The following is a 25,988-nucleotide window of genomic DNA, read 5'->3' as shown; positions in this document are numbered from 1 at the left end:
TGGTGGAGCTGTCCGGCCAGCTCAGGGTCGTCGCGGTGGCCCTGCACAAGATCGCCAACGATCTGCGCTGGATGGGCTCGGGCCCGCGCGCCGGGGGTGTGCCCGGTGGAGCCGGGCACGATCGGGGCGTCGCCCGCCGCCACCGCCGCGTGGCTGGCGGGCGCGAAGGCGTCCGCGGCGGCGGAGTCGGCGCGGCGGTATCTGGAGACGGTGGTACGGCGGTACGGGGGCCCGGTGCCCTGCGGCCTGCCGATCTCGGTGTTCGAGCGGGCCTGGGTGGTGGGCGGGCTGCTCCGCGCCGGGATCCGCGTCGCCGTGCCGCCCGAGGTGACCGACGATCTGGCGCGCGCGTATGGGAGCACCGGCACGTGGGCCGGTCCCGGCCTTCCGGCCGACGCCGACACCACGTCGGCCGCGCTGTACGCGCTTTACGCGATGCGTTCGCCAGGCCGGCGAATTCCCCCCGACAGCCTGTGGCCCTATCGCGTTCCCACGCATTTCTGTACATGGCAGGGCGAACAGGGATTCTCGGTGAGCGTCAACGCGCACGTGCTCGAGGCGTTCGGCGAGTATCTCGCCGGAAATCCCGATAATCATTCACGTTATACGGCGGAGGTGAACGCGTTATCCGCGCTGCTGGCCGACCGGCAGGATGACGCGGGATGCTGGAATGATCGCTGGCACGCCTCGCCGTATTACGCCACGGCGTGCTGCGCGCTCGCCCTCGCCCGCTACGGCGTCGGAGCCCCCGCCGCGGCGGCGGTCCGCCTCGCCGCCCGCTGGGCGCTCGACACCCAGCGAGAGGACGGCTCGTGGGGATTGTGGCAGGGTACGGCGGAGGAGACGGCGTACGCCCTGCAGATCGTGCTGGCGGTCGCCCCCGAGGACGTGCACCGGTGCAGACGGGCGGTCGGGCGGGGCTACGCCTACCTCCTCGGCGAGGATCTCGAACGGCCGGGCCCGGCGATGTGGCATGACAAGGATCTTTACCATCCCGCGTCGGTGGTCGGCTCCGCGATCATCGCGAGCCTGCATCTCGCGGCCCGCGCGCTATTTCAGCCGTGAAGTCAGACATTTCACGGAAATCTTACTGAAAATAGTCGATACATGGGTTCATCGCTGACTTGGGGCATACCGTTATCTATGTCGATTCTCCTTGAGGGCATTTATCGAAGTTGCTAGGGTGCCGCGAGTATGAGGCGGCGGCAGGCCCTGCCGCTGAATCAGTTCCGGTCCTCGACAACCGTTGATCCCCGACGTGTTGCGAGTCCCCCGATTTTCGCTGGGACGGTGCGATGAGTTCCCGCAACCTGCGGGTGCGGACGAAGATCACGGCTTTGTTGCTGTCTCTCGCCGCACTCTGGATGTTCGCGGCGTGGGTGACGTTGCGCGAGGGCCTGAGCCTGCTCTGGATCAGCACCATCGACCAGAAGACCGGCCAGCCCGGCCTCGTCCTGGTCACCTCCCTCCAGCAGGAACGCCGGCTCACCACGATCTACCTGGCCACCCCCGGCCGCCAGCAGCGGACCGCGCTCGTCGCCCAGCGGGCGCGCGTGGACCGGGCCGCGGCCAACTTCCGGTCCCTGGCCGACGACGACGACGTGCGCGCGGCGGCCAACGACATCCAGGAGCGGCGCATCCAGGAGGCGTTCCGGGTGCTGGACGGCCTCGGCACGAGCCGCGCGTCGATCGACTCCCTGGGCGTGGATCGCGTCACCGCGATGCAGATCTACAACAGGGTGATCGACGGGATGTTCGGCATCTACAACTCCAACGAGGTGCTGAACGATCAGGGCATCGGCCGGGACGCCCGCACGCTGATCGCGATGAACCGCGCCAAGGAGATCCTGACCCGGGAGGACGCGCTGGTCGCGGGCGTGCTGGCGGCGGGCCGCTTCACCGATGACGACTACGCCCAGTTCGTCCAGGCGGTGGGCGCGCAACGCCACGTGCACGCCGAGGTCGCGGCCGAGCTGCCCGACGCCGACCGCGCCCGGTACCAGAACCTGATCAAAAGCGACCTCGCCACCGGCTTCCGGGCCCTGGAGGACCGCCTGATCCAGAACGGCCGGGCCGGCGCGTCCCCCGGCATCAGCGCCGCCCAGTGGCAGGCCGCGGCGGCCCCGCTGCAGAAGGAGCTGGAGAGCCTGCTGCTGGTCGGCATCGATGAACTGGTGGGGCGGGCCACGCCCTTCACGATCGGCGTCATCGTCAGGCTCGTGCTCGCCGGCGGCCTCGGGCTCATCGCGGTCGTCGCCTCGATCATCCTGTCGATCACCACCGCGCGGGCGCTGCTGCAGCAGCTCGAACGGCTCGCGGTCGCCGCACGCGACCTCGCGGAGCGGCGGCTGCCCGGCGTGGTCGAGCGGCTCGGCCAGGGCGAACGCGTGGACGTCGACGCCGAGGCGCCGCCGCTGGAGTTCGGGTCGGACGCGATCGGCCAGGTGGGCCAGGCGTTCAACGACGTGCAGAAGACCGCGATCAGGACCGCCGTCCAGCAGGCCGAGCTGCGGCAGGGCATCCGCGACATTCTGCTCAGCCTGGCCCGCCGTACGCAGTCGCTGGTGCATCGGCAGCTCACCCTGCTGGACGCGATGGAGCGCCGCGAGACCGACGCCGACGAGCTGAAGGACCTGTTCCGCATCGACCACCTCGCCACCCGCATGCGGCGCAACGCCGAGAACCTCATCGTGCTCTCCGGCGCCACGCCGGGCCGGGCCTGGCGCCGCCCCGTGCCGATGATCGACGTGGTGCGCGGCGCGCTCGCCGAGGTCGAGGACTACACCCGCGTCACACTGATGCCGGTCGGCGAGGTCGGGCTCGCCGGCCGCGCCGTCGGCGACGTCATCCACCTGCTGGCCGAGCTGGTGGAGAACGCGGTGTCCTTCTCGCCGCCGTACACGGTCGTGCAGGTCTCGGGCCAGATGGTCGCCAACGGCCACGTGATCGAGATCGAGGACCGCGGGCTCGGCATGAGCGAGGAGGACCTCGCGGCGGCGAACGAGAAGATCGCCAACCCACCGCAGTTCAACCCGGCCAGCACGTCCCAGCTCGGCCTATACGTGGTGAGTCGGCTCGCCGAACGGCACGGCGTCAAGGTGGCGCTCAAGAACTCGCTGTACGGCGGCACCACCGCCGTCGTGCTCCTGCCACGCGAGCTGATCACCCCGATGGGCGAGGCCGAACCGGCGGACGACGACGCGTCACAGGTCGCCGGCGGCATCGCCCGGATCGTCCGGGCCGGCGCCCGGGAGGTCTCGCAGGCCGAGGTGGACGCCTCCGGCTGGGCGCCCTCCGTGCCCGTGCAGCGCGGCGACCTGGAGTCCGCCGAACCGCGCCCCGCCACCGGACCGCGCCGCGCCGCCTCCGGAGCGTCCCGCACGCCCGACCGCCTGCCCACGCGCAGCCGTACCGTGCGGCCCGGAGCGCCCGGGGGGCGTCCTGGGCCGGAGCCCTCCGCCCTGCCGGAACCCGCGGAGTCCACTGATCCCACCGAACCCACAGCACCCACGGAACCCACAGCACCCACGGAAGCCGCAGCACCCACGGAAGCCGCAGCATCCACGGGACCCGCGGAACGTGCGGAACGTGCGGAACCTCGTGAATCTTGGGACGCCGCAGGGAAACCTCCCGCACCCGAACCCGCCGCCGAGCCGGAGCCGCAGGCGCCGGAGATGGAGTACACGCCGGGAGGGCTGCCCTTAAGGGTGCCCCAGGCGAACCTCGTCCCGGCGCTGCGCACCGACGGCCCGATCGGGCGGGACGAGCCGATCGACGACGACGGCCGGTCGCCCGAGGAAGTCCGAAGGATCATGGCAGGTTTCCAGGCCGGCACCCGCCGCGGCAGAACCGACGCGGCCCGGATGCGGGCCGAGCTGGAGGACTCCCACCGCCCCGGGGAGGGCGGCCCGCCGTCCGCCTGACGACGGCGACCGCCCGCAGCAGGCACAGAGAGGACTGAGGCAAGTGGCACAGAGAACAGGTTCGACCGCCGACCTGACCTGGTTGATCGACGACATGATCGTGCGGACCGAGGAGGCCGAGCACGGCGTGGTCCTGTCCAAGGACGGCCTGCTGATGTCCTCGTCCCGAGGGCTCGGCCGGGAGGACGCCGAGCACCTGGCCGCGGTGGCGTCCGGCATCCAGAGCCTGGCCAAGGGGGCGGCGGAGCGGTTCGGCGGCGGTGCCGTACGGCAGACCATCGTCGAGATGCGGTCCGCCTACCTGGTCGTCACCGTGGCGGGCGAGGGCGCGTGCCTCGCCGTACTGTGCACCGAGAACGCCGACATCGGCCTCGTCGCCTACGAGATGGCGATGCTCGTGACGCGCGTCGGCCAGCACCTCAGCTCGGCCGCCCGCGTCTCACAGCCGCCCGGGAAGGGCGATGCCGCGCGATGAGTCCCGAAGAGTTCGCCGAAAACGAGTGGTGGATCGACGCCGAGGCCGGGCCGGTGGTCCGCCCCTACGTCATGACCTACGGCCGCACGCAGCCGGCCCGGGGCAGATTCGACCTCATCTCCCTCGTGGTCGCCATCCGGCGCCCGCCCGCGGCCGAGGCGGGCCTGCACCCCGAGCACCTCAAGATCATGCGGATCTGCCGTGAGCCGACGTCCGTCGCCGAGATCGCGGCCCATCTGGACCTGCCCGCGGGCACGATCCGCGTCCTCATCGGCGACCTGCTCGACCGCAGATACGTCGAGGTCCAGGCGCCGCCCACGCCGAAGCTGACCATGCACGACGAGCGACTCTACAAGGCGGTGCTGGATGGACTCAGAGCGCTCTAAGGGTGCGGCCAGACGGCGCAGGAAGATGCCCACGGCGATCAAGCTGCTGATCGCCGGCGGTTTCGGCGCCGGCAAGACGACGATGGTCGGCTCGGTCTCGGAGACCAGGCCGCTGCGTACCGAGGAGATCCTCACCGACCAGGGCATCGGCATCGACGACCTGTCCGGGGTGGAGGCGAAGAACACCACGACGGTCGCGATGGACTTCGGCCGCATCACGATCAGCGACGACTACGTGCTGTACCTGTTCGGCACCCCCGGCCAGCGGCGCTTCTGGTTCGTCTGGGACGAGCTGTCCCTGGGCGCCCTCGGCGCGGTCGTCCTCGCCGACACCCGCCGCCTCGCCGACTGCTTCCCCTCCGTGGACTACTTCGAACGGCGCGACACCCCCTTCATCGTCGCGGTCAACTGCTTCGACGGCGCCCGCCGCTACGAGCTCTCCGAGGTACGGCTCGCCCTCAACCTGGGCGACGACGTCCCGGTCCTGCTCTGCGACGCCCGTGAGCGAACCTCGAGCAAGCAGGCGCTCATCACCCTCGTCCAGCACGCGATGGCCGTCAACGCCAGGAGGCGCGCGGAGTCCGCGGGGAACGCCGCGACCGGCTGACCTGGCGCGTCGTCCCGCCGCCCGGGTGCGGCGACCGATGTGCGAGAGCGACCGATGTGCGAGAGCGCTGTGAGCCATCTGCCAACGGCGGTCGTTAGCGTCGTGCCCGCCGAGGTGATGGACGAACGGGGAGGAGCGCCATGAGGGAGGCCGCGAGGGGGCCGGCGAACCGGGCGCGAGCCGGAGCGGTCAGGGGGGCATGGATCCGCTCCTCCCCGGCGGGCGCGACCATCGCCTAGGCACGCGGCGTCTGCGGGAGGTCGGCGAGGTCGCCGACAGGGGCGCCGTCGATCTCCCGCAGGCGTTCTCGCAGGCCGGCGGCGCGGGCGTCGCCGTACTCGGTGAGGATCGCCAGCGCCTCCGCCCAGCGGGCGCGTGCGCCGTCCAGGTCGCCGGAGTCGCGCAGCACGCGGCCGAGGTGGTCGAGCACGTCGGCCTCGCCGCGCCGGTCCTCGAACCGCCGCATCAGCTCAAGGGCGCGGCCGAACGAGCCGGCGGCCTCGGCGAGCCGCCCCAGACCGGCCTGCGCGACGCCGATCGTGCGCAGCGCCTCGCCCTGGTGGTAGGGGTCGCCCATCCGGTCGTAGATCGCCAGGGCCGCGCGGGCGCCGTCGAGCGCGACGTCGTGCCTGCCCAGGCCGTTGTCGTTGCGGGCGATGTGGTCGAGCGTCTCGGCCTCCAGCCGCCGGTCGCCGTTGTCCTGGGCGATCGCGAGCGCCTGGTTGTAGCAGCGGATGGACTCCTCGTACGCGCCCAGCCGGAAGTAGGCGGTGCCGAGGTCGGCGAGCACAAACCCCTCCAGGTCGCGGTCCCCGATCCCCCTGGCCAGCGCCAGGGCCTCGGTGTTGCGGGCGACGGCGGCGTCGAGCTCCCCGAGCCGGGCGTGCACCTCGGCGAGGTGATTGAGCGCGCGGCCCTCCTCCTGCGGCTCGCCGTCCCGCCGCGCGGCCTGTGCGGCGACGCGGTGCACGTCCGCCCACGCCGGGCCGGGCACGTGGAAGTCGAAGAAGAACACCAGCACGGCGGCGATGCGCCAGGCGTGCCCGGTGTGGCCGAGCGCGGCGGCGGCGCGTACGGCCGCCATGAGATTCGCCAGCTCGGCCTCGAACCAGCCGACGGCGTCCTCGGGGTCGTCGAAGTCCGGCGGCGTCACGTCGTCCGGCACCGGCTCGGCGGGGATGACGCGATCGCCGGGCGGCAGGTGGCGGGCCGCGTCGCGGGCGGCGTGCAGGTACCAGTCGAGCACGCGGCGCAGCGGCTCGTCGCCGTCCCCGGCCTCGCGGGCGCGTTCGCTCGCGTACGCGCGCAGCAGGTCGTGGAAGTCGTAGCGGCCGGGGGAGCGGGAGCGCAGCAGGTGGTCGGCGGCGAGCCGGTCCAGCAGCCGGGTGGCGGCGGCCTGGTCGGCGCCGATCAGCGCGGTGGCGGCCCCGGTGCCGATCTCCGGCCCCGGATGCAGGCCGAGCAGGCGGAACATCCGCGCGGCCGCGTCGTCCAAGGCGTGGTAGGTCCAGGAGAACACCATGCGCAGGTCGGTGTCGTCGCCGTCGCCGGTGTCCAGCGCGGCCAGCCTGCCGCGCTCGTCGCGTAGCTCCATCGCCAGGCGGCGCAGCGGGGTGTCGGGGAACCGCGCGGCGCGCTCGGCGAAGATGCGCAGCGCGAGCGGCAGCCGGGCGCACCGCTCGACGATCTCGGTCACGGCGGCCGGGTCGTCGGCGACGCGTTCGCGGCCGAGCACCTCGGCGAGCAGCTCGGCGGCCTCCGCGGCGGGCATCTGGTCGAGCACCACGCGGCGCGCGCCGTACTGGACGATGAGCCCGCGCAACTGGTTGCGGCTGGTGACCAGCACCATGCCCCCCGAGCCCGGCACCAGCGGCGCGACCTGCTCGCTGCCCCCGGCGTTGTCGAGCAGCAGGAGCACGCGGCGGCCGGCGAGCAGGGTGCGCAGCAGCGCCGAGCGCTCGTCCAGGCCGACGGGGACGCGGTCGGCGGGGGTGCCGAGCGCGCGCAGCAGGGTCTCCAGCGCGGCGGCGGGCTCGACCGGCCTGCCGTGGCCGTAGCCGCGCAGGTCCAGGTAGAGCTGGCCGTCCGGGAAGCGGTCACGCACCCGGTGCGCCCAGTGCACGGCGAGCGCGGTCTTCCCCGCGCCGGCCGTCCCCTGCAGGGAGACGATCACCGGTGGGCGGTCGGCGTCGGGGGAGTCGCCGAGCGCCTGGTCGAGCAGGCGATCCAGGGCGGCCAACTCGGCCCGCCGACCGGCGAAACCGGGAATGTCCGGGCGAAGCTGGCGTGGCACCGGGTTCTCCCCGGCGGGATGTGCCCCTGGATGCGCGCCCGGTTGCGTACCCGCCGCCGTCGGACCCGCCGGTAGCGGCCCGGCCCCGCGCGTCTCCGGTGTCTCCTGGGGACGCCTCGCCGCATGGGCGTCCGCGGTGAGGCCGTCCTCCGCCCGGACGCCCGCGCCGGGGAAGATCTCGGCCGGGGAGGTCACGGTGGGGGAGGTCACGGTGGGGGCGTCCGTCGCCCGGATGTCCGCCGGGGAGGCGTGGGAGGCGGTCGCCTCTCCCCAGCCGCCCCCGTACGGCCCCGCGCCCGCGGACGGCCCCGTCGGCGGCTTGAGCGCCGGATCGTCGGTGAGAATCGCCTGGTGCAGGGCGCGCAACGCCGGACCGGGATCGACGCCGAGTTCCTCGGCGAGCACCTCGCCCAGCGTGTGGTAGGCCCGCAGCGCCTCGGCGGTGCGCCCGGATCGGTAGAGCGCGAGCATGAGGCGCTCCCACAGCGGCTCGCGCAGCGGATGGGCCCGGGTCAGCTCATGCAGCCGCGGCACCAGTTCGCTGTGCCTCCCCGCCTCCAGGCACAGATCGGCCCACTGCTCCTGCGCCCGCAGCCACTCCTCGGTGAGCGGCTCGACCTCGTCGCGATGCAACGCGATCGAATCCACGTTCGACAACGGCGGGCCGTGCCACAGTCTGACCGCCTCGGACAGCGTGTCGGTGGCGGCGGCGCGGTCGCCCGCGGCGATGGCCGACCGGGCGACCGCGGTCAGCTCGCGGAAGCGCACCAGGTCGAGCGATTCGGCGTCGACCGCCACTCGGTAGCCGTCCTGGGCCGTGAGCAGGAGATTCCGCAGCTCCGGCAGACGACGCAGGCGATTGATATAGCTCTGTACGGTCGCCCGCGCCCGGTCCGGATCGTCGGGTTCATCCCACAGCCAGCTCGCCAGCCGACTCACCGGGACGGTCTCTCCGGCGCGCAGCAGCAGGCCGGCCAGCACGATCCGCAGTTTGTTGCCGCCGATCGACACCTCCTGGCCGTCCGCGGCTGTCATGGCCAACGGGCCCAGCACCCGAAATTTCACGAAACCATCCATTAAGGGAGTTATCCGACAACCTGGATTATCTCGCCAATGCACGTTACCGGTTGCCCTTTTCGCACGGTACGGCCCCACCCGATATGTGACAAACTTTGATGATGCCGCCTGTTTTGGCGGCAGCAGCGCTATGATCACCATCCGCCCGCTTCACCACGATATGGACTATGAGAGGCCCAGGCGTGTCTGACACAAACCAGAATTGGAGTTGGGCCAAGTACCGCGATGATGAGCACGAAGTTCGCGTACCCCCAGGGATCGATCCCAGCAAGCCGAGCGTGGCCCGCGTCTATGACTTCGTGCTCGGCGGCAAGGACAACTTCGCCGCCGACCGCGAGTTGGGCGAGGCGATCCTGAAGACCGTTCCCGAAGCGCCGGCGATGGCCCGCGCCAGTCGCATGTTCTTGCGCCGCGCGGTGACGTACCTGGCGCGCGAGGCCGGCATCCGGCAGTTCCTCGACATCGGCTCCGGTTTGCCCACCCAGGGGAACGTCCACGAGATCGCCCACGAGGTCGATCCGACCGCCCGCGTCGTCTACGTGGACAACGACCCGATCGTGCTCGCCCACGGCCGCGCCCTGCTCGCGGACAACAACACCACCACGGTCATCCAGGCCGACCTCCGCGACCCCGAGGCCGTGCTCAACCACCCCGGCGTGCGCGAGTTCATCAACTTCGACGAGCCGCTCGGCCTGCTGTTCATGGCGATCCTGCACCACCTGAACGACGACGAGGATCCCGGCGGCATCGCCGCCCGCTTCCGCGAGGTCCTCGCCCCGGGCAGCCATCTGGTGATCTCCCACTTCTGCAACCCCGGCGAACGCAACCCCGCCGCCGCCCAGATCGCCGTCGACAGCGAACGTCTCTTCGCCGAGCGCCTCGGCACCGGCCGTTTCCGGACCCCCGAGGAGATCGCCGCCTTCTTCGGCGACATGGAACTCATCGAGCCCGGGCTCGTCTCTCCGCTGGAGTGGCGCATGGACCCCGAGGAGGCCGCCCTCCTCCTGCCGCCCAACGACATCTACAACAACATCCTGGCGGGCGTGGGCCGTAAGAACTGACCCATCGCCGCGGACACGAGAACGCCCCCGCCGCCCGGACCGGCGCGGTACGTGCGGCGCGGGGCGCGGGATGAGACATCGCGATCCCGGCGAGGGCGCCTCGGCGGGGCCGTTGTGCGCGGACCGGCCGAGGTCAGTTCGTGCCCAGTCCCGCGTCGCGGGCCAGCATGATCGCGGTGGCGCGGTCGCGCACCTGAAGCTTGGCGAAGATCGAGCCCATGTGGTTGCGCACGGTCTTCTCCGCGACGAACAGCCGCTGGGCGATCTGCCGGTAGGTCAGGCCCCCGGCCAGCAGGTCGAGGATCTCGCGTTCCCGGTCCGTGAGGGTCGGGAACGCGTCTCTCGCCGGAGCCGTCCCGAGGCTGGTGAACAGGCGTCCGAGACATTCGGCCATGCGCGGGCTGAACACCGCCCCGCCCCTCCCGACGGTGTGCAAAGCGTGCAGGACCTCCTCGCGGACCGCGCCCTTGAGCAGATAGCCCCGGGCTCCGGCCCGTATCGCCGCCAGCAGGTTGTCATCGTCCTCGGACATCGTCATGACCAGGACGCGCACATCGGGATGGGCGTGCGAGAGCCGGCGAATCGTCTCGATGCCCGACTGCCCCGGCAGGCCGAGATCCATGATGACCAGGTCAGGGCCGGTACGCGCCGCTTCCGTCAGCGCGTCCTCGCCCGTGGCCGCCTGAGCCACGACCGTGAAGTCGTCGTCCAGATCCACCGCCGCGGCGAGCCCCTCCCGGAAGAGCGGGTGATCGTCGACCAGCATCACCCGCCAGACCGGCATATTCCTCGCCCCGGCCTGTCCATCGGGCGCATCGGCGAATTCACTCATCGTGATCCTTGTCGCTGTTCGTGTGGGTGCCGGTTCCGACCGGAGTGATGCGAGAGATCGCGGCGGGGCCGCCGCCCGAAAGGGCTGCCGCGCTCACGCATGGATTGATTCGTGCCCCGCCATCGGCGCAGATGTCGATCTTGGCACCGACAACGGCACCGTTGCCGGGGGAGTCTGAGGCATTGCCGGTGATCGTGCCGGTGCCGGTAGTGATGGGGTCCGAGCCGATGCCGATGAGGTCCGTGCCGGTGATTCTCGGGAGGAGTCGCGGGGCGCCGCTCAGGTCCGTGCTCGGCCTGATCGGGAGGGTGGCGCTCACGATCGTGCCCCGGGGGCCGCTGTCGATCAGGGACGTTCCGCCGATCTCCTCGGCGCGTTCCACGATCGAACCGAGGCCGGTCCCCGCGACGGCCTCGGCGTCGAAACCGGTCCCGTCATCGGTGACGGTGACCGAAAGGCCCCCGGGGCAGGGGGCGAAGACGACCTCCACCCGCCCGGCCCTGGCGTGCCGGACGGCGTTGGTCACGGCCTCGGCCGCGATGCGGTAGGCCGCGGTCTCCACCGCGGGCGGCAGGGCGGGCAGCGAGTCGTCCGCGCAGGTCACCGTGATCCGTACGGCATCGGTGCTCAGCCGGTGCGCCAGAGTCCGCATGGCGACGAGCAGACCGTGTTCCACCAGAGCGGCGGGCGTCAGCCCGGCGGTGATGCGCCGCAGCTCGGTCAGCGCCTCACCGAGCACGTCGGTGGCCAGCCGCAACTGTTCGGAGGCCAGCCGTAACCGCTCGGACGCCTGCTCAGCCTGCTCGGACACCCGCCCGGATACCTGCCCAGACCTTTGCCCGGACATTTGCCCAGACCTTTGCCCGGACATCTGCTCGGACGCCACCGAATCCACCGCGCCGCACGCCTGCGCGATCCCCAACCGCAGTTGCACGGCCGCGAGCTGCGGCCCGAGCCCGTCATGAATTTCCCGCCGCAGCCGCCGCCGCTCCTCCTCGCGGGCCAGCACCAGACGCTCCCGGGCGGCCTGCGCCTCCTCGCCCAGCCGCAGCGCGGCCAGCGCCGGACCGGCCTGGTCGGCGAGGAGCGACAGCAGGTCGGTGTCGCGTTCGCTGGGCGTGCTCGCCCCGTCACGCGCCACCATGAGCCGCCCCGTCACCTTCCCGTGGTGCCGCAGCACGAAAACCTGCCGAGGCTCGGTCACGGGCGCGCCGAACGCGGCCAGCCGCCGAGGCCCCGACCGCGTGTCGATCTCGACCACCGCCCCGGACAACCCCAGGTCCTCCACCACGCTCCGGCAGATCTGCTCGGGCACGTCCTCCGGATGCGGGGCCAGCCGCAGCCGTACGGCCAGCGCCCGCGCGGCCTCATGCGGCCGGGCGCGAGGCCCGTAGAAGGCCCGCTCCACCGCCAGCGATGTCCGCCGCACGATGGGCCTGACGATCCAGCCGACCACGAACGCACCTCCCGCGACGGCGAAGGTCATCGTCTCGCCATCGGACGGAAACGCCGCCCACACCAGTACGGCCGCGCACACGGCGACGGCGGCCAGGATGGTGAGCACGAAGGTGTCGGCCAGCCGATGGCAGGTGGCGCGTTCAAGCCGCCACATGCCCGTCCGCGCGGCCATCAGGCAGATCATGGCGATCCACACGATGCTTCCCACGGCCCGGGCCGCCACGGTCGGCACGGACCCGCCCACGTCGGACAGCAGCAGAAAGCAACAGACCGGATAGGCCCCGGCGAGCAGCGCGCCCACCCGCCGGTCGCGCCGTCCGGATGTGCCCACGGCGCGCCCGACCAACTCGGCCGTCACGCAGACCGTCACCACCCACCTCGCCCACCACAGAATCTCCTGGGCGGGATACAGCAGTTCCGCCGCCCACTCGCTCACGGCCGTCTCGGACCAAGGGCTGAAGAACGGGGGAGCGCCGGGCACGCTGAGCGCCCACACCGCGGCGTGCCCCCCGCACGCGGCCCCGGCGGTCGCGACGACCACCCAATGCCGCCGCCGCAACGGCGGATCACCAAGCAGGCACAGGACCAGGAGCAGCACGGTCAGGGGCCGCCCAGCGATTCCGATCGCTCCGAGCAGAACCATCGCCGTGCCCTCCGCCGCCGCCCCGCCGCCGTACGAGGCGAGCAGGTCGAACATGGCGGAGGGCACGATCCACACGGCGCCGGCGGCCAGCAGCACACCCGCCCGGTGCCCGGACCGGTCGGCGAGCAGGAACACCGCGACCACGCACACCGGCACGCCCACCAGCAGCCGGGTCACCTCGTCCGTAATCTCCGGCGGCGAGTAGTACATGGCGAGCCACTGCTCCTCGGCCCGCAGGACGACCCCGAGCCTGACCGCGAGCACGGCGATGACGAGCGCACCGGCCACACCGGCCACCCGCACCGCCCGATGGTGCGAGCGAACGGAGATGACCGCCGAATCCGCACTCGCCGAATCCGCGCTCATCGCACATAGAGCTCCCAGGCCGAGAACCGTGCGGCTTGCGTACACAGGTGCTTACTCCAGCGTCTGGCGTACTTTTCGCGCCAATCCCGCTCACAGCTACTCTTAGAGAAATAGGAGCCTATGCGGGTCCAGGCTGCCTCGGGAGATCCGGCCTGCGCGGCCGGACCCGCACCCGTGGTCGCCGTGGTGACGGCAAACGCCGCGACTGCAAGGAACATTTTCGACGAAAGGCGCATTCCACTCCTCCGCGATGGCGCGACGAGCATCAATCGGGATACGCCTGAAACTCTACCTGTCCCCGGGTCCGCCGAGCGGTACCGGCCCTTTTTATCGTGGATCAACCCATGAAAAGGCCGCCGTAATCGACCCTGAATTGCATGGGTTGCTAACTTATAGGCTACTAGCTCGCTGATGGGTTATTATGCCCGCGTCGTGCTCAGCGATCGGTCCACAGCACCCAGAAGGCGGAGGCCGCGTCGCGCGCGCAGTAGTACCTCGACCACAGCCCTTCGGCCGCCCCTCGCGCGCCTGCCGCGATGCACCTGGCATAAGGCCAGTACTTGCCCCGCTCGACGCCTGCGGCGGTGTCGGCGGCGGCGGGCGACGCGCCGACTCCTAGCGCCCCCGCGACCACGAGTCCGGCGATGAATACCGACATACCCTTCATGTATATAGCTCCTTTGCTGTCAGTAAAAGACACGGGAGGGTCCGAGGGATAGCCGCGACGATTCTTGACGCGATGGCCGACCCTGGTCGTCTCCGCCCACCTGAAAGGTCGCCTTATTGAGCGGAGCGTCGTTCACCGCGCGGTCGACGTGTCGGAGAAGTCGACGGCAGCGGTCCTTGGGGAAACGGACGCGGATTTGCCCGAGGACCGCTGCCGCCAGGTCGGCGTCCGTGCGTGCACGCATCACGGAGAGGGTGCGCCGACCGGCTCTGATGTCAGTCAGTCCACAGAACCCACTGCAGGGTGCCCCTCGAGCAGTGGAACTGCGTCCAGTGCCCCCGCCCGATGCCGTCATGGCCGGCCTGCTGGCAGCCGCTGAAGGTCCAGTACTTGCCGCGCAGGTTGGGCAGGTTCCCGGGCAGGCGGAGGCTGGCGGATCCGGCCGTCGCGCTCGCCTTGGCGGTGTCGGCGACGGCGGCGGCCGGCGACGCGCCGACCCCCAACACGCCGGCGGCGACGAGCCCGGCGACGGCCAGAGAGATGCGCTTCATTAGCGTTCCTTTCGCAGGCATTGAGTCACCGGCGGATCATTCGCTGACCGCTGTCCGCCGGATTCGGACAACCAAAGCCTCCGCCGCCCGATGACCCAGGCACATGAGCCATCCGCCCCGTCCGCGCCCGCGCGCTGCCCAGGCACACCTGGGCGTCAACCCCCACACGGCCAGGACGGCCGGTGAGATCTCTTCTCTAACGAAGGATGTCCGAAATGCGATGACCTGCGCCACCTAGTGGCGCAGGTCATGGAGCACCTCGTGACTACGAGTGGGCCTTCAGATCGGCAATGAACGTGTGCCACTCGTTGTGGGTGAAAGTAAGGACCGGCCCGCTGGGGTTCTTGCTGTCTCGGACGGCGACGACGTCGTGAAGGTTGTCGGCGACCTCGACGCACTGCGCGCCGTTGCCGCCAGAGTACGAGGACGTGCGCCAGGCGGCCATGCTCATGTCCATTCATGTCTCGCTTTCTCGATCATTTCTAGCGATATGCGCTCAGGATACGCATACAGGCGTATCATGTCATAGCGACTCCAGATGGAGCTGACGATGTCGGGATCGTCGGTGACCTGTCCCTCCGCCGATGAATCGGCAAGGATCGCATCCGCTTCCCCGTTCGGTAGTTCGGCTATCGTGAATGCTCCCAGCATGCCTGCCAGACATTGCGTGTCGACCACCTGAATGGAGATCGTTGGGAGGCTTGCCATCTGGAGTAGGTGGGCAAGCTGCTCTCGCATCACCTCTGCTGTGCCTACGCGGCGGTGCAGCGTGTATTCGTCGATCAGGGCCATGTATGACGGAGGGTTCTTCTTGGCGAGCACCCGTTGACGCTGTAGCCGTGAAGTGACGCGATCGTCCACCTCCTCGGGCGTAATGCGGGGTTCTTGACCGAAGACGCACCGCGCGTATGCCTCGGTCTGCAGCAGGCCAGGGATGAGGAGAGGGTCCCAAGACCGAAGGACGACGGCGACAGGTTCTATGTCGTCTACCCAATCGAGGAACCACGCCTGTCCTGCCGGATAGGAAATGATGCGTCGGTAGAGGCCGACGAAATACTGCCTTTCGGTCAGGCCGAACAGTTCGTCCAACCTCTCCGCGTTTGATCTCGATGGCACCCTTTTGGCTATCTCTATCCGGCTTACCTGAGTCTGAGTGCAGCCGAGGCGGGCGGCCACCGCCGACTGGGTCAGTTCGGCCGCCTCGCGGAGGCGGCGCATCTCGGTGCCGAATTTGATTCGCGGAGATGAAGGGTCTAGTGGGGATACTGAGGGGTCTATGTCCATTTTGGGCCTTCGGGTAAGGGGGGAGCCAAGGGGCTAGAGGTTTTTATTACCACACGCGGCCCAGGGAGACCCTTCATTGACGTCAACAGGTCTGTGCTGGCTTTCGAAATCGCGTATGAAAAGCCCGTGGTCGGGACAGCCTAGGTGCACCGCATCATCTGGCGGTTTCGAGGAGATGGGTTATTACCCCAAAAAAACGGGTGAATCGAGTAGACGTATGAGCAGAATCGCACTCCCGCCTTCCACGGCGACGCCATCCGCAGCCGACGGCAGGGGGATCCGATGAGCGCGAGTGCCGAGGCCGCCGAGCCGCTCGGGCTGCTCGGCCGGGTGGACCTGCCCGGGGTCCCCGAGTCCGTCGCCTGTGCGCGTGAGTACGTCCGGCAGGTGCTCGCCGGCGCGCGCTACCGGGAGTGGGACGACGTCGTCCTGCTCGTCAGCGAGCTGGTGTCGAACGCCGTACGGCACTCGGACTCGGGCCGCAGGCCGGACGGGCGGGTGACGGTGACGCTCGCCCACGTCGGGGACGTGATCCATGTGGAGGTGCTGGACGCCGGCTCCCCTGCGAACGCTCCGCTCGACCCGGGCGAGCTGGACCTGGACGGCGAGGGCGGGCGTGGGCTGTGGCTCGTCAACGAGGTGTCCGCCGCGTGGGGCTGGCACGAGGTCCCCGGCGGACGCGTCGTCTGGTTCCAGACCGAGCACAACCGGTGACCGACTCGTGTGGTCCGGCCATCGCGGTCTTCCTGCTGCCGGCCTCCGAGCGGTCCCGGCCAGCACGCCTGATGCACTCGTCAGTGGGGTGTGTCGTCAATATCGTGATGGGCGTGCGTATTCCGACCCTGCGCACCAGCGCGCGTGTTCTGGTCGTCGACGCCGCCGCTCGTGTGCTGCTGTTTCGCGGGTACGGCGGGGGCACTCGCCGTACCCGGCCGGAATGGACCGCGCCCGGCGGGCGGGTGGGGCCGCGCGAGCCGCTGGCCGTCGCCGCGGCGCGCGAACTGCGGGAGGAGACCGGTCTGGCCGTGGCCCCCGAAGAGCTGGGGCGCGCGGTCGCGGTCGGCGTCGGGGCGTGGCGTGTGGACGATGAAGTCCTGCTCGGTCTCGACTGGCATTTCTACCTGGGGGTGCGTGAACTTCAGGTGGATTCGTCGGGCTGGGACGTGTACGAGCGTGAGATGATCACGGGATTTCGCTGGTGGAGCACCGCGGAGATCAGACGTTCGGATGAACGGATCTTCCCCTATGGACTCGCCGAGCTGATCGACCACCTGGTCCGCGGCGACGTGCCCCCGCTGCCCGAGGTGCTGCGTTCTCCCTGGTGATCGGGTTTCACGGTTTCATGCCAAAAGGGGGCCGTGCACGTCTGTAAGGACCGGGGCGGCTGTTGCGAGAGTGGGTGGCAAGGTCCGCTCCCCAGAGAGACGCATCCCGCATGGAACCGATCTCAACGTCCCTCATCCTCGTTGGTGCTCCCTTAGTGCTCAACGCCATCCAGACGTACCTCAGCAACCGAAACGCGACCAGGAACCTGGAAGCCCAGGTCGCGATGAACGAGGAGCGGCTGGCCGCGCAGTTCCAGATGGACGAGACGAGACGGGAACTGTCGGTGCACGATCTCGCGCGACGCGCCCAGCTCGGCCGGGCGCAGGTGGTCGCCGGTCTCGCCTCGACCGGAGTCTCGGCCCTCGTGCAGATGCAGAACGGGAAGAGGCAGCGGGACCTGCAAGCGCATCGGGCGGCTGATCGACGGCTGGCGGCCGGACTCCCTCGACCCGAGGAACCTGCACCGGCCGATCGCCTTCACGCTGCTCCAGCACATCCGGACGCAGGCGGCGGCCGGGAAGATGAGGATCACGAATGCGATGGCCGAGCGGACCGAGGCCGCGCAGGAACACGCGGAACTACGCAGTCGCCTGTTCGGCGGGTTCTTCCACCGCTCCCGTCTGGCGGCCCTGCACGACATCGTGACCGAGGCCGACGACGTCATCGCCGGGGAGGGCGCGCTGCAGGCGGTGCGGGAAGAGCAGATCGACAGGCTGTTCGAGCTGGTCGGCGACGCCCCCATCCTGCGGGACGGGGTGCTCACCAACCTCGACTTGGAGGAAGACGATGAGTGACGACCGGACCGGCTGGGCCCCGGTCGTCGTCAGCCGTACGCACCTGTCGGACACGTGGTGGCGGGCCCAGCCGGTTGATCTGAACGGTGAGTGGCGGATTCGGCTGTGGCGCGCCGTTCTGGGCCGCGGCCAGGCACATCGGCTCCAGGAGGGGAGCCGGTTCCTGCTCGCCAGGAACCGGGAGGGGCGAGTGCTGGTCGCGGTCGCGGACATGACGGGAAAGTTCGTGCCCGAGTTCGCCGCCGACCGCGTCGGACGGGCGTTGCACGGCATGGTCGGCTGGCTGTCGGAGGGCCCGCCCGCCGCCGCGGAGATCCCCGCACTCGCGTGGCTGAGAACCGAGGGGCGGCGGGTCGCGGCGGAGTGCTTTTCGGAATTCGTGCGCGATGTCTGGATGGCCCGTGACGACCTGTCCATGGGCCGGCCCAGGACCAGCGAGTACGGCCCCGCCCCCTGGCCGGCCGCGGAGACCGGCGAGGCCCCGCCGCCACCCGCTTGGCGCGAAGGCCACGTGACCGCGCTTCCCGAGGAGCGGGCCGAGACTCTGTGGGCGGCCCTCGCCTCCACCGGCGAACCGTACGTGGTGGTCACCGGGTGGCCCGCGGCGCATATGGCCGACCTGTCGATGCTGACCCACCTGACCGCGGCGACCGTGACCGCCGAGACTCACCTGCCGGTCCCGGCCAAGGAGGATCCGCGGCAACGATCGTCCGGTACGACCGAATCGGGCGAAGAGCGGGGGCGAGCGAGTGGACGGAGCACGGCGGAGCAGGCCAGGGGCGAGGTGACGAGGAGGAACGCGATCCCCACCGGGGTCAAGGTCGCCGCAGGCTGCGGAGCACTTTGCCTCCTCGTTCCCGGGCCCGCGCTCGTCAAGGTCGTAATCGCCGGCGGAGCGTTCGTGGTCGCGTTGACCGCCCATCGGCTGATCGGAGACGCCCACGCACGCCTGCGCGCGTTCAAAGACGCCACACGTCCGATCCCGCAACCGTTCGCCGGAACGGCCCCCGGCCTCCATCAGGAGCCCAAACGCCGCAAGGCGGCGGCCCCGGACACCGAGGAGTTGCTGTGATATTTCCCTATGAACCTGCCGAAATCGAGCCCTTCGACGCCGTACCCGGATTGCCGTGCGCCGACTCGTTCGACACGCCCGGTGTTCCTGTCGAGGTCGACTCTGGTGACGTGCCCGAGGTACGGTTCGGCGCCGGTGGCTACTCGGGCGTTTACGACGGTGTCCCCGACTGCTGGTTCAGCAGCGACGGCTACGTCTACGCCCCGGACGGGACGCGGATCGGAGCCTGCTGAAGGCGCGAGGCCGGGACGCCTCAGTCCAGCCGGTCGAGCAGCCTGACCTGGTTGATCGCCCAGACCACGCTGATCAGCTGAGTGTAGTTGGAGACCATCCGGCGGGCCGGAGCCTCCATGAGCGTCCTGCGCAGCGGCCGGCCTCGGCCCTTCAGCGCCGCCGCGACGAGATCGAACGTGGCGATCGTGTGCAGCCTCATGTACTCGCGCCAGCCGAACGAGTCGTCCACCGTCTGGGCGTGCTCCCGCCTGGCCGTCTCCGGGTCGTTCAGGTAGCGCGTGAGCTCGACGGGTATCCGGGCGAGCGTGCCGTACGAGTGACGGAACTGCCGCAGCCGCCACGGGGCGTGGACACCTCCCACGGGCCCGAGGATCGGAAGATGGCCGCGGGGCGCCGAGAGGGAGAACCGCGCCTCGGAGTAGAAGATCCAGCGGTCGGTCCACCAGCCGACGGCTCTGCCGAAGGAAAGCAGGTCACGCCGATTCCGCCGGAGGGCGTCCAGTTGGGGGGTGAACCCGAAACGCCCGTCGCTGTGGTGCCGCCAGAGCCGGTCGATCGCGTCGAGATCCTCGCGGGCGATGTCGTCGATCTCCTCCACGCGGATCAGATGCGCCCGCGAGGTGTTCGGATCGCCGCCCGCCGCCGCCCAGAGCATCCGAGCGCTCTCCCTGTCGGCCTCCTCCCAGCGCCTCGCCGTCAGAAGATCGTCGAGAGGCTGGAGATCCAGCCGCCGGGACGTTCGCGGCGGGAGGTGAACCGGCCCCCGGTACGGCGGCAGCCTGCCGATCTCGTGGATCTCGCGAAGTCTGGCGATGAGGTAGGCGCTGTCGTGCGGCCCGAACTTGGTCCGGTACGGCACGGCCTGACGTTTGCTCAGGTCCTTCAGCTCGTCGGGCAGCTCATCGGCGAGCGGCAGCGGCGTGCCGTTGAGCAGCACGGGTATCACCCGGATCCCGGCGGCGAGTGATCGCGCCACCTCCGTGCGCACCCAGTCTCCCGGGTCGTCGATGCGCCGGCCGGGGGCGGTCCCGCCGGCCCAGCGCGGACCGATGATCACAAGCAGCACGCAAGTACGGTCGAGCGCGTCGTGAATGACATCGTCGAACGGAGTCCCCGGGGGGATCGATCGGCCGGACCGGAACACGTAATCGTCGCCGAACTCCTTGCGGAGCACCGTGTCGAGATGGTCGGCGAGCACATCCCCGTCCCCGGTGCGGAAGCTGATGAAGATGATGTTCCGTGTCGCCGGAATCACCCGGGCTCCAGCAGGAGGGGCAGTTCCGACCAGAGTTCCGCCACGGCCGAGTCGGCCCGACGACGGCGGATGACGGCGGATGACGGCGGCGAACGCCCTGAGGTCGGCCCTGACGGTCGCGGAGTCGACGAGGCGGATGTCCTCCAGCGCCTCGGTCGCCACGGCGCCGGCCCGCCGCGTGTCACCCGCGTCGGCCAGGGCGAGCGCCTGCCGTACCGCGAACCTGGCCCGGGAGCGGCGGGAGAGCGCGGAGATCGCGGGCATGGCGGTGGCGAGAAGATCCGCGGCCTCCTCGGGGCGGCCGAGGTCGTGCAGGCACCAGCCGCGGACCAGATGGGTCATCAGGCCGACGGGCACCGAGGTGCCGAGCAGCCTGCCGGTGTCCGCTTCGGTGTTCACCGAGCCGTCCCGGCCGGCCTGCTCTCAGAGCGTGTGCGCGTGCTCGATCGCGGAGGCGCATAGGGTGGCCTCTCCGGCCAGCGCGTGCCCTTGCGCCGCCCGAAGGGCCGCCAACCAGCGCACACGAGGGGAAATGGCGTGCATGGCCCGTACCCGTTCGGCGAGTTCGACGGTCTGCTTCGCTCGCCCGTCGTAGAGGGTGACCAGGGCGCGCCGTACATTGGCGTACTCGGCCAGGTCGCGATCCCCGTATTCCACCGCGAACTCGACCGCCCGATCCGTCCACCAGTTCGCCGCGGCGGCGTCGCCTGTCTCCTGAGCCATCCATCCGGTGAACTCGGCCGCGCGTGCGGCGAGCGCGAGCAGGGCCTTGCGGGACCGGCCACGGCTGCGCGCAAGCACGGCGCGCAGCGCGTGTACTTGAGCGATCGCGATCGGCACGACGGTCGCGGGCGAGGCGACCCGCCCGAGCCGGATCGTCGCGTCGAGCAGCGCGGACTGCGCTTCCAGATCGCCGGACACGGCCGCGAAGCGGAGCAGGATCGGCCGCCCGGACATGACCGCGCCGAACTCGCCGTTGCCGTCGGCGGCCAGCCGGATCGTCCACTCCACGTCAAGGGGCGGCGCGACCTCGTCGCGCCGGTGTGTGGCACGCCGTCGTCCGGTGACGGCGCCGAGGGCGATGAGCTCACCCTCCGCCCGCAGAACCGCGTCGCAGCGGCGGGCCAGATCGGGCGAGGGCCGTCGACCGGCTTCAATTTTGGAAAGATGGCCCTTGCTAAACCCGGTTTGCGCGGCAAGATCGGCCAGGGACAACCCGCGTTGAGGAGCCTGCGACGACGTAACTCCCTGCCGAACGAAGAAGCCGTCATCGGCGCCTTTCCTGGCATTCTGTTAAGCAGTCACATAATTCTGATCAGACAGAGTAGTCATCGATTGGAACGTTACCAAGCGCCTCTGGTCGTTTTCGCATAGTTGTACGGGATTAGTCGACGCTTCTGTCATGGCGAGGGCGGGGACGTCGGCGGCACCATGTCCTTGGCACCGTTCTTGGCACCGTTCTTGGCACTGTTCTTGGTGCCGCCGCGACAAGTCACGGCCGGTTATTCGGCCGGTCCAGCGGCACGGTCACAGCCAGCCGCTCTTGCGCAGGAGCCGGTAGACGATGATCACGGCGATGACCATCACGCCCAGGGTGAGCGGGTAGCCGAGCACCCAGTGCAGCTCGGGCATGTGATCGAAGTTCATGCCGTAGATGCCGGCGATCATCGTGGGGACGGCGATGAGGGCGGCCCACGACGAGATCTTGCGCATATCGGCGTTCTGCTGCATGGCCGCCTGGTTCTGCTCGCGGCCGACCAGGGCCAAGTGTGCGCTCAGGGCGCTGGTGAGCAGCTCGTTGTGCTCGTCGACCTGGGAGTCCACCCGCAACAGATGGTCGAGCACGTCACGGAACTGCTCGCGGGTGTCGGCGCACAGGGGAACCCGTCCTTTGACGATCTCCTCCAGGACCGGGATCAGGGGGTCCTGGGCGGTGCGGAACTCCAGCACCTCGCGCTTGAGCGAGTAAATGTCGGCGGTGGCGTCCTCATGCCCGCCGCTGAAGACGCGGTGCTCCAGCGCGATGAGGTCGCTCTCGATCTCGTGGGTGATCCGGGAGTAGGTGTCGACGATGTGGTCGCAGACCGCGTACAGCACCCCGGCGGGACCGGCGGCCAGCAGATCGGGGTCGGATTCGACGCGTCGGCGCACGACGTCCAGCGGGGCGGCCTGACCGTGGCGGACGGTGATGACGAAGTCCCGGCCCAGGAAGACGTTGATCTCGCCGACCTCGATGTCGGAGGTCTTCTCCACGTACAGCAAGGGCTTGATCACCACGAACAGTGTGTCGTCGTAGCGTTCGAGCTTGGCCCGCTGGTGGGCGTCGATGGCGTCCTCGACCGCCAGCGGATGCAGTTGCAACTCGCCGGTGATCAGGTCGAACTCCTCCTGGGTGGGCTCGTGCAGGCCGATCCAGACGAAGCAGTCGCCCCGGGCGCGTGCGGCGGTGAACGCGTCGCTGATGTCGCCTTTGATGGTCTCGCGTACGCCGTCGCAGTAGATCGCCTGGTCCACAATCACAGGCGGTATTGTCGCGCACCCGAGGGATTCGCCCATCCTCGTCAGAAACGCGTTGAGACAGGGCGGCTTGGGACCCGCTGTCGTCGAACGCCTACACCTCGCCCTGGGTGGATTGACCTGTTTGTTGGTGAGATGAGGTACTCCGGGCGGTATGGCGGGGTACGAAAGCGGCATGGGGGGATTGCCCGCCTATCGGCCCATGATGGCGCAGCTCGGATCGTTGCCCGAGGGGGACGCGCGGTGGGCGTACGAGATGAAGTGGGACGGCGTGCGGGCGCTCGCGTACGTCGAGGGCGGGCAGGTGCGCCTGTACTCCCGCAACGGCAACGACGTCACGGCCGCGTATCCCGAGTTGGGCGAGTTGGGGCGGGCCGTCGGCGGGTGGCCGTGCGTGCTCGACGGGGAGGTCGTGGCGTTCGACGAGCAGGGGCGGCCGCGGTTCAACGCGTTGCAGCCGCGCGTGCATCAGCGCGATCCGGCCAAGGTGCGCCGGCTTATGACGCTCGCCCCGGCGACGTACTTCCTGTTCGACGTGCTGCACATGGGCGACGATCCGGTGATCGGGCTGCCCTACACCGAACGGCGGACGCTGCTGGCGAACCTGGTGCGGCCGGGGCCGCGCTGGGACGTGCCCCCGTATCTGGAGGGTCCGGCGGGCCAGGTGCTCGACCAGTCGCGACGGCTCGGCATCGAAGGCGTGGTCGCCAAGCTGGCCGGGTCGCCGTACCGGCCGGGGCGGCGCAGTCCCGAGTGGCGCAAGGTGAAGAACTTCCGCAGTCAGGAGGTCGTGATCGGCGGCTGGAAGCCGGGGCAGGGGCGCCGGGCGAACATGATCGGGTCGCTGCTGGTGGGCGTGTACGAGATCGGGTTGCTGCGGTACGCCGGGCACGTGGGCACCGGGTTCACGGACGCGACGCTGCGGCGGCTGGAGGAGATCCTGCGTCCGCTGGAGCGGCCGGTGAGCCCGTTCGACGAGCCGGTGCCCCGGGAGTTCGCGCGGGACGCGCACTGGGTGGAGCCGCGGATCGTGGGCGAGGTGCAGTACGCCGAGTGGACCGACGACTTCCGGTTGCGTCATCCGAGCTGGCGGGGGCTGCGCGATGACAAGATCCCGCGTGCGGTCGCCCGGGAAGAGGCCTGACGGACGAACGCGCCGCGATGGGGGCCGGTGTTCGACGACCGGCGTCGTCGTGCGTGTACGCCGGAAGCGGCGGCTGCCCGTCGATTGGTATTGCGAGTTCTTTGCAACTACAACCCGATGTCCTAGAGTTGGCCCGAGAGGCCGGACATCGGAGGATGATCATGCACGTTCCAGACGGTTTCTTCACCGCGGCCGTCTCCGTCTCCGCCGGTGTCGTCGCGGCGGCGGGCGTGGCCGTGTGCCTCCGGGGCGCGCGGCGCGAACTCGACGACCGCACCGCGCCGATGGCCGGGCTCGTCGCGGCGTTCATCTTCGCGGTGCAGATGCTCAACTTCCCGGTCGCGGCGGGGACCAGCGGCCACCTGCTCGGCGGGGCGCTCGCCGCCGTGCTCGTCGGACCGTACACAGCGGTCTTAGCCGTGGCCGTGGTGCTGATCGTGCAGGCGTTCCTGTTCGCCGACGGCGGCCTGACCGCGCTCGGCGTCAACATCGTGCTCATGGCGATCGTCACCGCCGTCGTCGGCTGGGCGGTGTTCCGGCTGGTCACCGCCGTGCTGCCGCGCGGCAAGGCCGCGATCACGGCGGCGTCGTTCGCGGCGGCGCTGGTCTCGGTGCCCGCCGCGGCGCTGGTGTTCACGCTGCTGTTCTGGATCGGCGGCACCGCCCCGATCGACGTCGGGGCCGTCGCGGCGGCGATGGGCGGCGTGCACGTGCTGATCGGCCTCGGCGAGGGCGTGATCACCGCGCTCACCGTGAGCAGCGTGCTCGCGGTGCGTCCCGACCTGGTGTACGGCGCACGCGGCCTGACCGCCCCGCTCGTCCTGCGCACCGCCGACGGCGAGACGCGCGTCGCGCAGCCGTCCGCCCCGAGCCCGGCCCCGAGGAGGGCGCGTGCCGGCGGGTTCGTGCTCGGCGGCGTCGCGGTGGCCCTCGTGCTCGCCGGCGTCGTCAGCTTCTACGCCTCCGGCGACCCCGACGGCCTGGAGAAGGTCGCCGGCGACCAGGGCTTCAACAGCGGCGAGCAGGACCACGCGCTCGCCGACGGCCCGCTGGCCGACTACGGCGTGCGCGGCGTGCAGAACGAGCGCCTGTCGGTGGGGCTCGCCGGGATCGCCGGCGTGGGCGTCACCGTCGTCGCCGGCGGGGCGGTCGCCTACGCGGTGCGCCGCCGTACCCGCGGCGAAGCGAAGACAGACGCCGACGCCGGGCGGGCGGACGGGCCGAACCGAGCGCTCACCTGATGGGCGCGGGACACCGTCACACGATCCACCGCCCCGGCGACTCGCCCGTGCACCGACTGCCGCCGCAGTGCAAGCTCGCCGCCGTCGCCGCCTTCGCGATCGTGGTGGTGGCCACCCCGCGCGAGGCGTTCTGGGCGTTCGCCGCCTACGCGGCGCTGCTCGCCGTCGTCGCGGCGGTCGCCCGGATCCCGCCTGGGTTCGTGCTGCGCCGCATGGTGATCGAGATCCCGTTCGTGGCGTTCGCGCTCGCCCTGCCGCTCATCGGCCTCGGCGAGCGCGTCGAGGTCCTCGGCCTGCACCTGAGCGCCGAGGGCCTGTGGGCGGCCTGGAACATCCTCGCCAAGGCCACCCTCGGCGTCGTGGCGAGCATCCTGCTCGCGGCCACCACCGAGCCTCGGATGATCCTGCAGGGCGCCGAAAGGCTGCGGCTGCCGCCGCTGCTGGTGCAGATCGCCATGTTCATGCTGCGCTACATGGACGTCATCCTGGACGAGACGCGGCGCATGCGCATCGCCCGCGAGTCGCGCGGCTTCGTCGCCCGCGACCTGCGCGCCGCCCCCGTGCTCGCCCGCTCGGTGGGGGCGCTGTTCATCCGCTCCTACGAACGCGGCGAGCGCGTCCACCTGGCCATGCTCAGCCGCGGCTACACCGGCTCGCTGCCGGTGCTCGACGACCGCCCCGCCGGGGCGGCCGCCTGGGCCCGCGCCCTGTCCCTGCCCGCGTCCGCCGCCGTGGTGGCCGCCCTCGCCTGGACGCTGGCGTGACGCGCGCCGTGACTAGCC

25 protein-coding genes and 1 pseudogene are annotated in these 25,988 nt (G+C 70.4%); 14 read left to right on the top strand and 12 right to left on the bottom strand.

Annotated features, from left to right (window positions below):
• Positions 1-105 precede the first annotated feature (105 nt).
• The 5 genes from AB0K60_RS36445 (at position 106) to AB0K60_RS36425 (ending at position 5,391) form a co-directional block, all read left to right on the top strand.
• Positions 106-1,065, top strand: coding sequence for a hypothetical protein (locus AB0K60_RS36445; protein ID WP_364066045.1), 960 nt, complete (start codon positions 106-108; stop codon positions 1,063-1,065).
• A gap of 230 nt (positions 1,066-1,295) precedes the next feature.
• Positions 1,296-3,923: a nitrate- and nitrite sensing domain-containing protein gene (locus tag AB0K60_RS36440; RefSeq protein ID WP_364066043.1), complete on the top strand. Its 2,628-nt coding sequence runs from the start codon at positions 1,296-1,298 to the stop codon at positions 3,921-3,923.
• A 43-nt stretch (positions 3,924-3,966) separates the two neighbouring features.
• Positions 3,967-4,398 carry a roadblock/LC7 domain-containing protein gene (locus tag AB0K60_RS36435; RefSeq protein ID WP_364066040.1) on the top strand — a complete coding sequence of 144 codons (432 nt, stop codon included), beginning with the start codon at positions 3,967-3,969 and terminating at the stop codon, positions 4,396-4,398.
• Positions 4,395-4,784, top strand: a complete 390-nt coding sequence (locus AB0K60_RS36430; RefSeq protein WP_364066037.1) for a DUF742 domain-containing protein — start codon at positions 4,395-4,397, stop codon at positions 4,782-4,784. Before AB0K60_RS36435 ends, AB0K60_RS36430 begins: the two co-directional genes overlap by 4 nt.
• A 25-nt stretch (positions 4,785-4,809) precedes the next feature.
• Positions 4,810-5,391, top strand: a complete 582-nt coding sequence (locus tag AB0K60_RS36425) for an ATP/GTP-binding protein (RefSeq protein ID WP_364066034.1) — start codon at positions 4,810-4,812, stop codon at positions 5,389-5,391.
• Between the two features lie 235 nt (positions 5,392-5,626).
• Here AB0K60_RS36425 and AB0K60_RS36420 read toward each other — a convergent pair whose 3' ends face one another.
• Positions 5,627-8,749, bottom strand: coding sequence for a BTAD domain-containing putative transcriptional regulator (locus AB0K60_RS36420; RefSeq protein ID WP_364066031.1), 3,123 nt, complete (start codon positions 8,747-8,749; stop codon positions 5,627-5,629).
• Between the two features lie 194 nt (positions 8,750-8,943).
• Between AB0K60_RS36420 and AB0K60_RS36415 the strand changes: the two genes are divergently transcribed.
• Positions 8,944-9,822, top strand: a complete 879-nt coding sequence (locus AB0K60_RS36415; protein ID WP_364066028.1) for an SAM-dependent methyltransferase — start codon at positions 8,944-8,946, stop codon at positions 9,820-9,822.
• 133 nt (positions 9,823-9,955) lie between these two features.
• On the opposite strand, the gene AB0K60_RS36410 is transcribed toward AB0K60_RS36415, so the two are convergent.
• From AB0K60_RS36410 to AB0K60_RS36385, 6 genes are all read right to left on the bottom strand, one after another.
• Entirely contained in the window at positions 9,956-10,654 is a 699-nt protein-coding gene (locus AB0K60_RS36410; RefSeq protein WP_364066025.1) for a response regulator transcription factor, read from the bottom strand.
• Entirely contained in the window at positions 10,647-13,058 is a 2,412-nt protein-coding gene (locus AB0K60_RS36405) for an ATP-binding protein (RefSeq protein ID WP_364066022.1), read from the bottom strand. The genes AB0K60_RS36410 and AB0K60_RS36405 overlap by 8 nt, the downstream gene beginning before the upstream one ends.
• A gap of 499 nt (positions 13,059-13,557) precedes the next feature.
• Entirely contained in the window at positions 13,558-13,788 is a 231-nt protein-coding gene (locus AB0K60_RS36400; RefSeq protein ID WP_364066019.1) for a hypothetical protein, read from the bottom strand.
• Positions 13,789-14,063: 275 nt separating this feature from the next.
• Entirely contained in the window at positions 14,064-14,339 is a 276-nt protein-coding gene (locus AB0K60_RS36395) for a hypothetical protein (protein ID WP_364066016.1), read from the bottom strand.
• Positions 14,340-14,604: 265 nt separating this feature from the next.
• The gene (locus tag AB0K60_RS36390; RefSeq protein ID WP_364066014.1) at positions 14,605-14,796 is read right to left on the bottom strand and encodes a DUF397 domain-containing protein; all 192 of its coding nucleotides are present in this window, start codon (positions 14,794-14,796) and stop codon (positions 14,605-14,607) included.
• The gene (locus tag AB0K60_RS36385) at positions 14,787-15,557 is read right to left on the bottom strand and encodes a helix-turn-helix transcriptional regulator (protein WP_364066049.1); all 771 of its coding nucleotides are present in this window, start codon (positions 15,555-15,557) and stop codon (positions 14,787-14,789) included. The genes AB0K60_RS36390 and AB0K60_RS36385 overlap by 10 nt, the downstream gene beginning before the upstream one ends.
• Before the next feature lie 348 nt (positions 15,558-15,905).
• On the opposite strand from AB0K60_RS36385, the gene AB0K60_RS36380 reads away from it, so the two are divergent.
• Positions 15,906-16,337, top strand: a complete 432-nt coding sequence (locus AB0K60_RS36380) for an ATP-binding protein (protein WP_364066011.1) — start codon at positions 15,906-15,908, stop codon at positions 16,335-16,337.
• 113 nt (positions 16,338-16,450) lie between these two features.
• Positions 16,451-16,948: an NUDIX domain-containing protein gene (locus AB0K60_RS36375; protein ID WP_364066009.1), complete on the top strand. Its 498-nt coding sequence runs from the start codon at positions 16,451-16,453 to the stop codon at positions 16,946-16,948.
• Between the two features lie 152 nt (positions 16,949-17,100).
• Here the strand turns inward: AB0K60_RS36375 and AB0K60_RS36370 are convergent, their stop codons facing one another.
• The gene (locus AB0K60_RS36370; RefSeq protein ID WP_364066006.1) at positions 17,101-17,481 is read right to left on the bottom strand and encodes a hypothetical protein; all 381 of its coding nucleotides are present in this window, start codon (positions 17,479-17,481) and stop codon (positions 17,101-17,103) included.
• A gap of 7 nt (positions 17,482-17,488) precedes the next feature.
• Between AB0K60_RS36370 and AB0K60_RS36365 the strand changes: the two genes are divergently transcribed.
• Genes AB0K60_RS36365 through AB0K60_RS36355 form a run of 3 tightly spaced genes read left to right on the top strand, consistent with a single transcriptional unit; the run spans position 17,489 to position 19,048 of the window.
• Positions 17,489-17,743, top strand: coding sequence for a hypothetical protein (locus tag AB0K60_RS36365; RefSeq protein ID WP_364066003.1), 255 nt, complete (start codon positions 17,489-17,491; stop codon positions 17,741-17,743).
• Complete coding sequence (locus AB0K60_RS36360; RefSeq protein ID WP_364066000.1) at positions 17,736-18,815, top strand: hypothetical protein; 1,080 nt, start codon at positions 17,736-17,738, stop codon at positions 18,813-18,815. The genes AB0K60_RS36365 and AB0K60_RS36360 overlap by 8 nt, the downstream gene beginning before the upstream one ends.
• Positions 18,812-19,048 (top strand): hypothetical protein, encoded by a 237-nt coding sequence (locus AB0K60_RS36355; protein ID WP_364065997.1) that lies wholly within the window; start codon positions 18,812-18,814, stop codon positions 19,046-19,048. Before AB0K60_RS36360 ends, AB0K60_RS36355 begins: the two co-directional genes overlap by 4 nt.
• A 20-nt stretch (positions 19,049-19,068) precedes the next feature.
• Here AB0K60_RS36355 and AB0K60_RS36350 read toward each other — a convergent pair whose 3' ends face one another.
• From AB0K60_RS36350 to corA, 4 genes and pseudogenes are all read right to left on the bottom strand, one after another.
• Positions 19,069-20,703 carry a GUN4 domain-containing protein gene (locus AB0K60_RS36350; RefSeq protein WP_364065994.1) on the bottom strand — a complete coding sequence of 545 codons (1,635 nt, stop codon included), beginning with the start codon at positions 20,701-20,703 and terminating at the stop codon, positions 19,069-19,071.
• A gap of 24 nt (positions 20,704-20,727) precedes the next feature.
• The gene (locus AB0K60_RS36345) at positions 20,728-21,315 is read right to left on the bottom strand and encodes a hypothetical protein (protein WP_364066052.1); all 588 of its coding nucleotides are present in this window, start codon (positions 21,313-21,315) and stop codon (positions 20,728-20,730) included.
• A 78-nt stretch (positions 21,316-21,393) separates the two neighbouring features.
• Positions 21,394-21,519: pseudogene (locus tag AB0K60_RS36340) on the bottom strand (helix-turn-helix transcriptional regulator); the annotation flags it as partial.
• A gap of 312 nt (positions 21,520-21,831) precedes the next feature.
• Positions 21,832-22,824 (bottom strand): magnesium/cobalt transporter CorA, encoded by a 993-nt coding sequence (gene corA / locus AB0K60_RS36335; RefSeq protein WP_364065991.1) that lies wholly within the window; start codon positions 22,822-22,824, stop codon positions 21,832-21,834.
• Between the two features lie 172 nt (positions 22,825-22,996).
• Between corA and ligD the strand changes: the two genes are divergently transcribed.
• From ligD to cbiQ, 3 genes are all read left to right on the top strand, one after another.
• Entirely contained in the window at positions 22,997-23,965 is a 969-nt protein-coding gene (gene ligD / locus AB0K60_RS36330; RefSeq protein WP_364065989.1) for a non-homologous end-joining DNA ligase, read from the top strand.
• A 161-nt stretch (positions 23,966-24,126) separates the two neighbouring features.
• Positions 24,127-25,206 (top strand): energy-coupling factor ABC transporter permease, encoded by a 1,080-nt coding sequence (locus AB0K60_RS36325; protein ID WP_364065986.1) that lies wholly within the window; start codon positions 24,127-24,129, stop codon positions 25,204-25,206.
• Positions 25,206-25,970: a cobalt ECF transporter T component CbiQ gene (cbiQ, locus tag AB0K60_RS36320; protein ID WP_364065984.1), complete on the top strand. Its 765-nt coding sequence runs from the start codon at positions 25,206-25,208 to the stop codon at positions 25,968-25,970. Before AB0K60_RS36325 ends, cbiQ begins: the two co-directional genes overlap by 1 nt.
• Positions 25,971-25,988: the final 18 nt, after the last annotated feature.

Origin of the sequence: Thermopolyspora sp. NPDC052614 (assembly GCF_040678635.1) — a bacterium.
Classification (GTDB): domain Bacteria; phylum Actinomycetota; class Actinomycetes; order Streptosporangiales; family Streptosporangiaceae; genus Thermopolyspora.
This window is presented reverse-complemented; position numbering and strand designations above follow the sequence as displayed.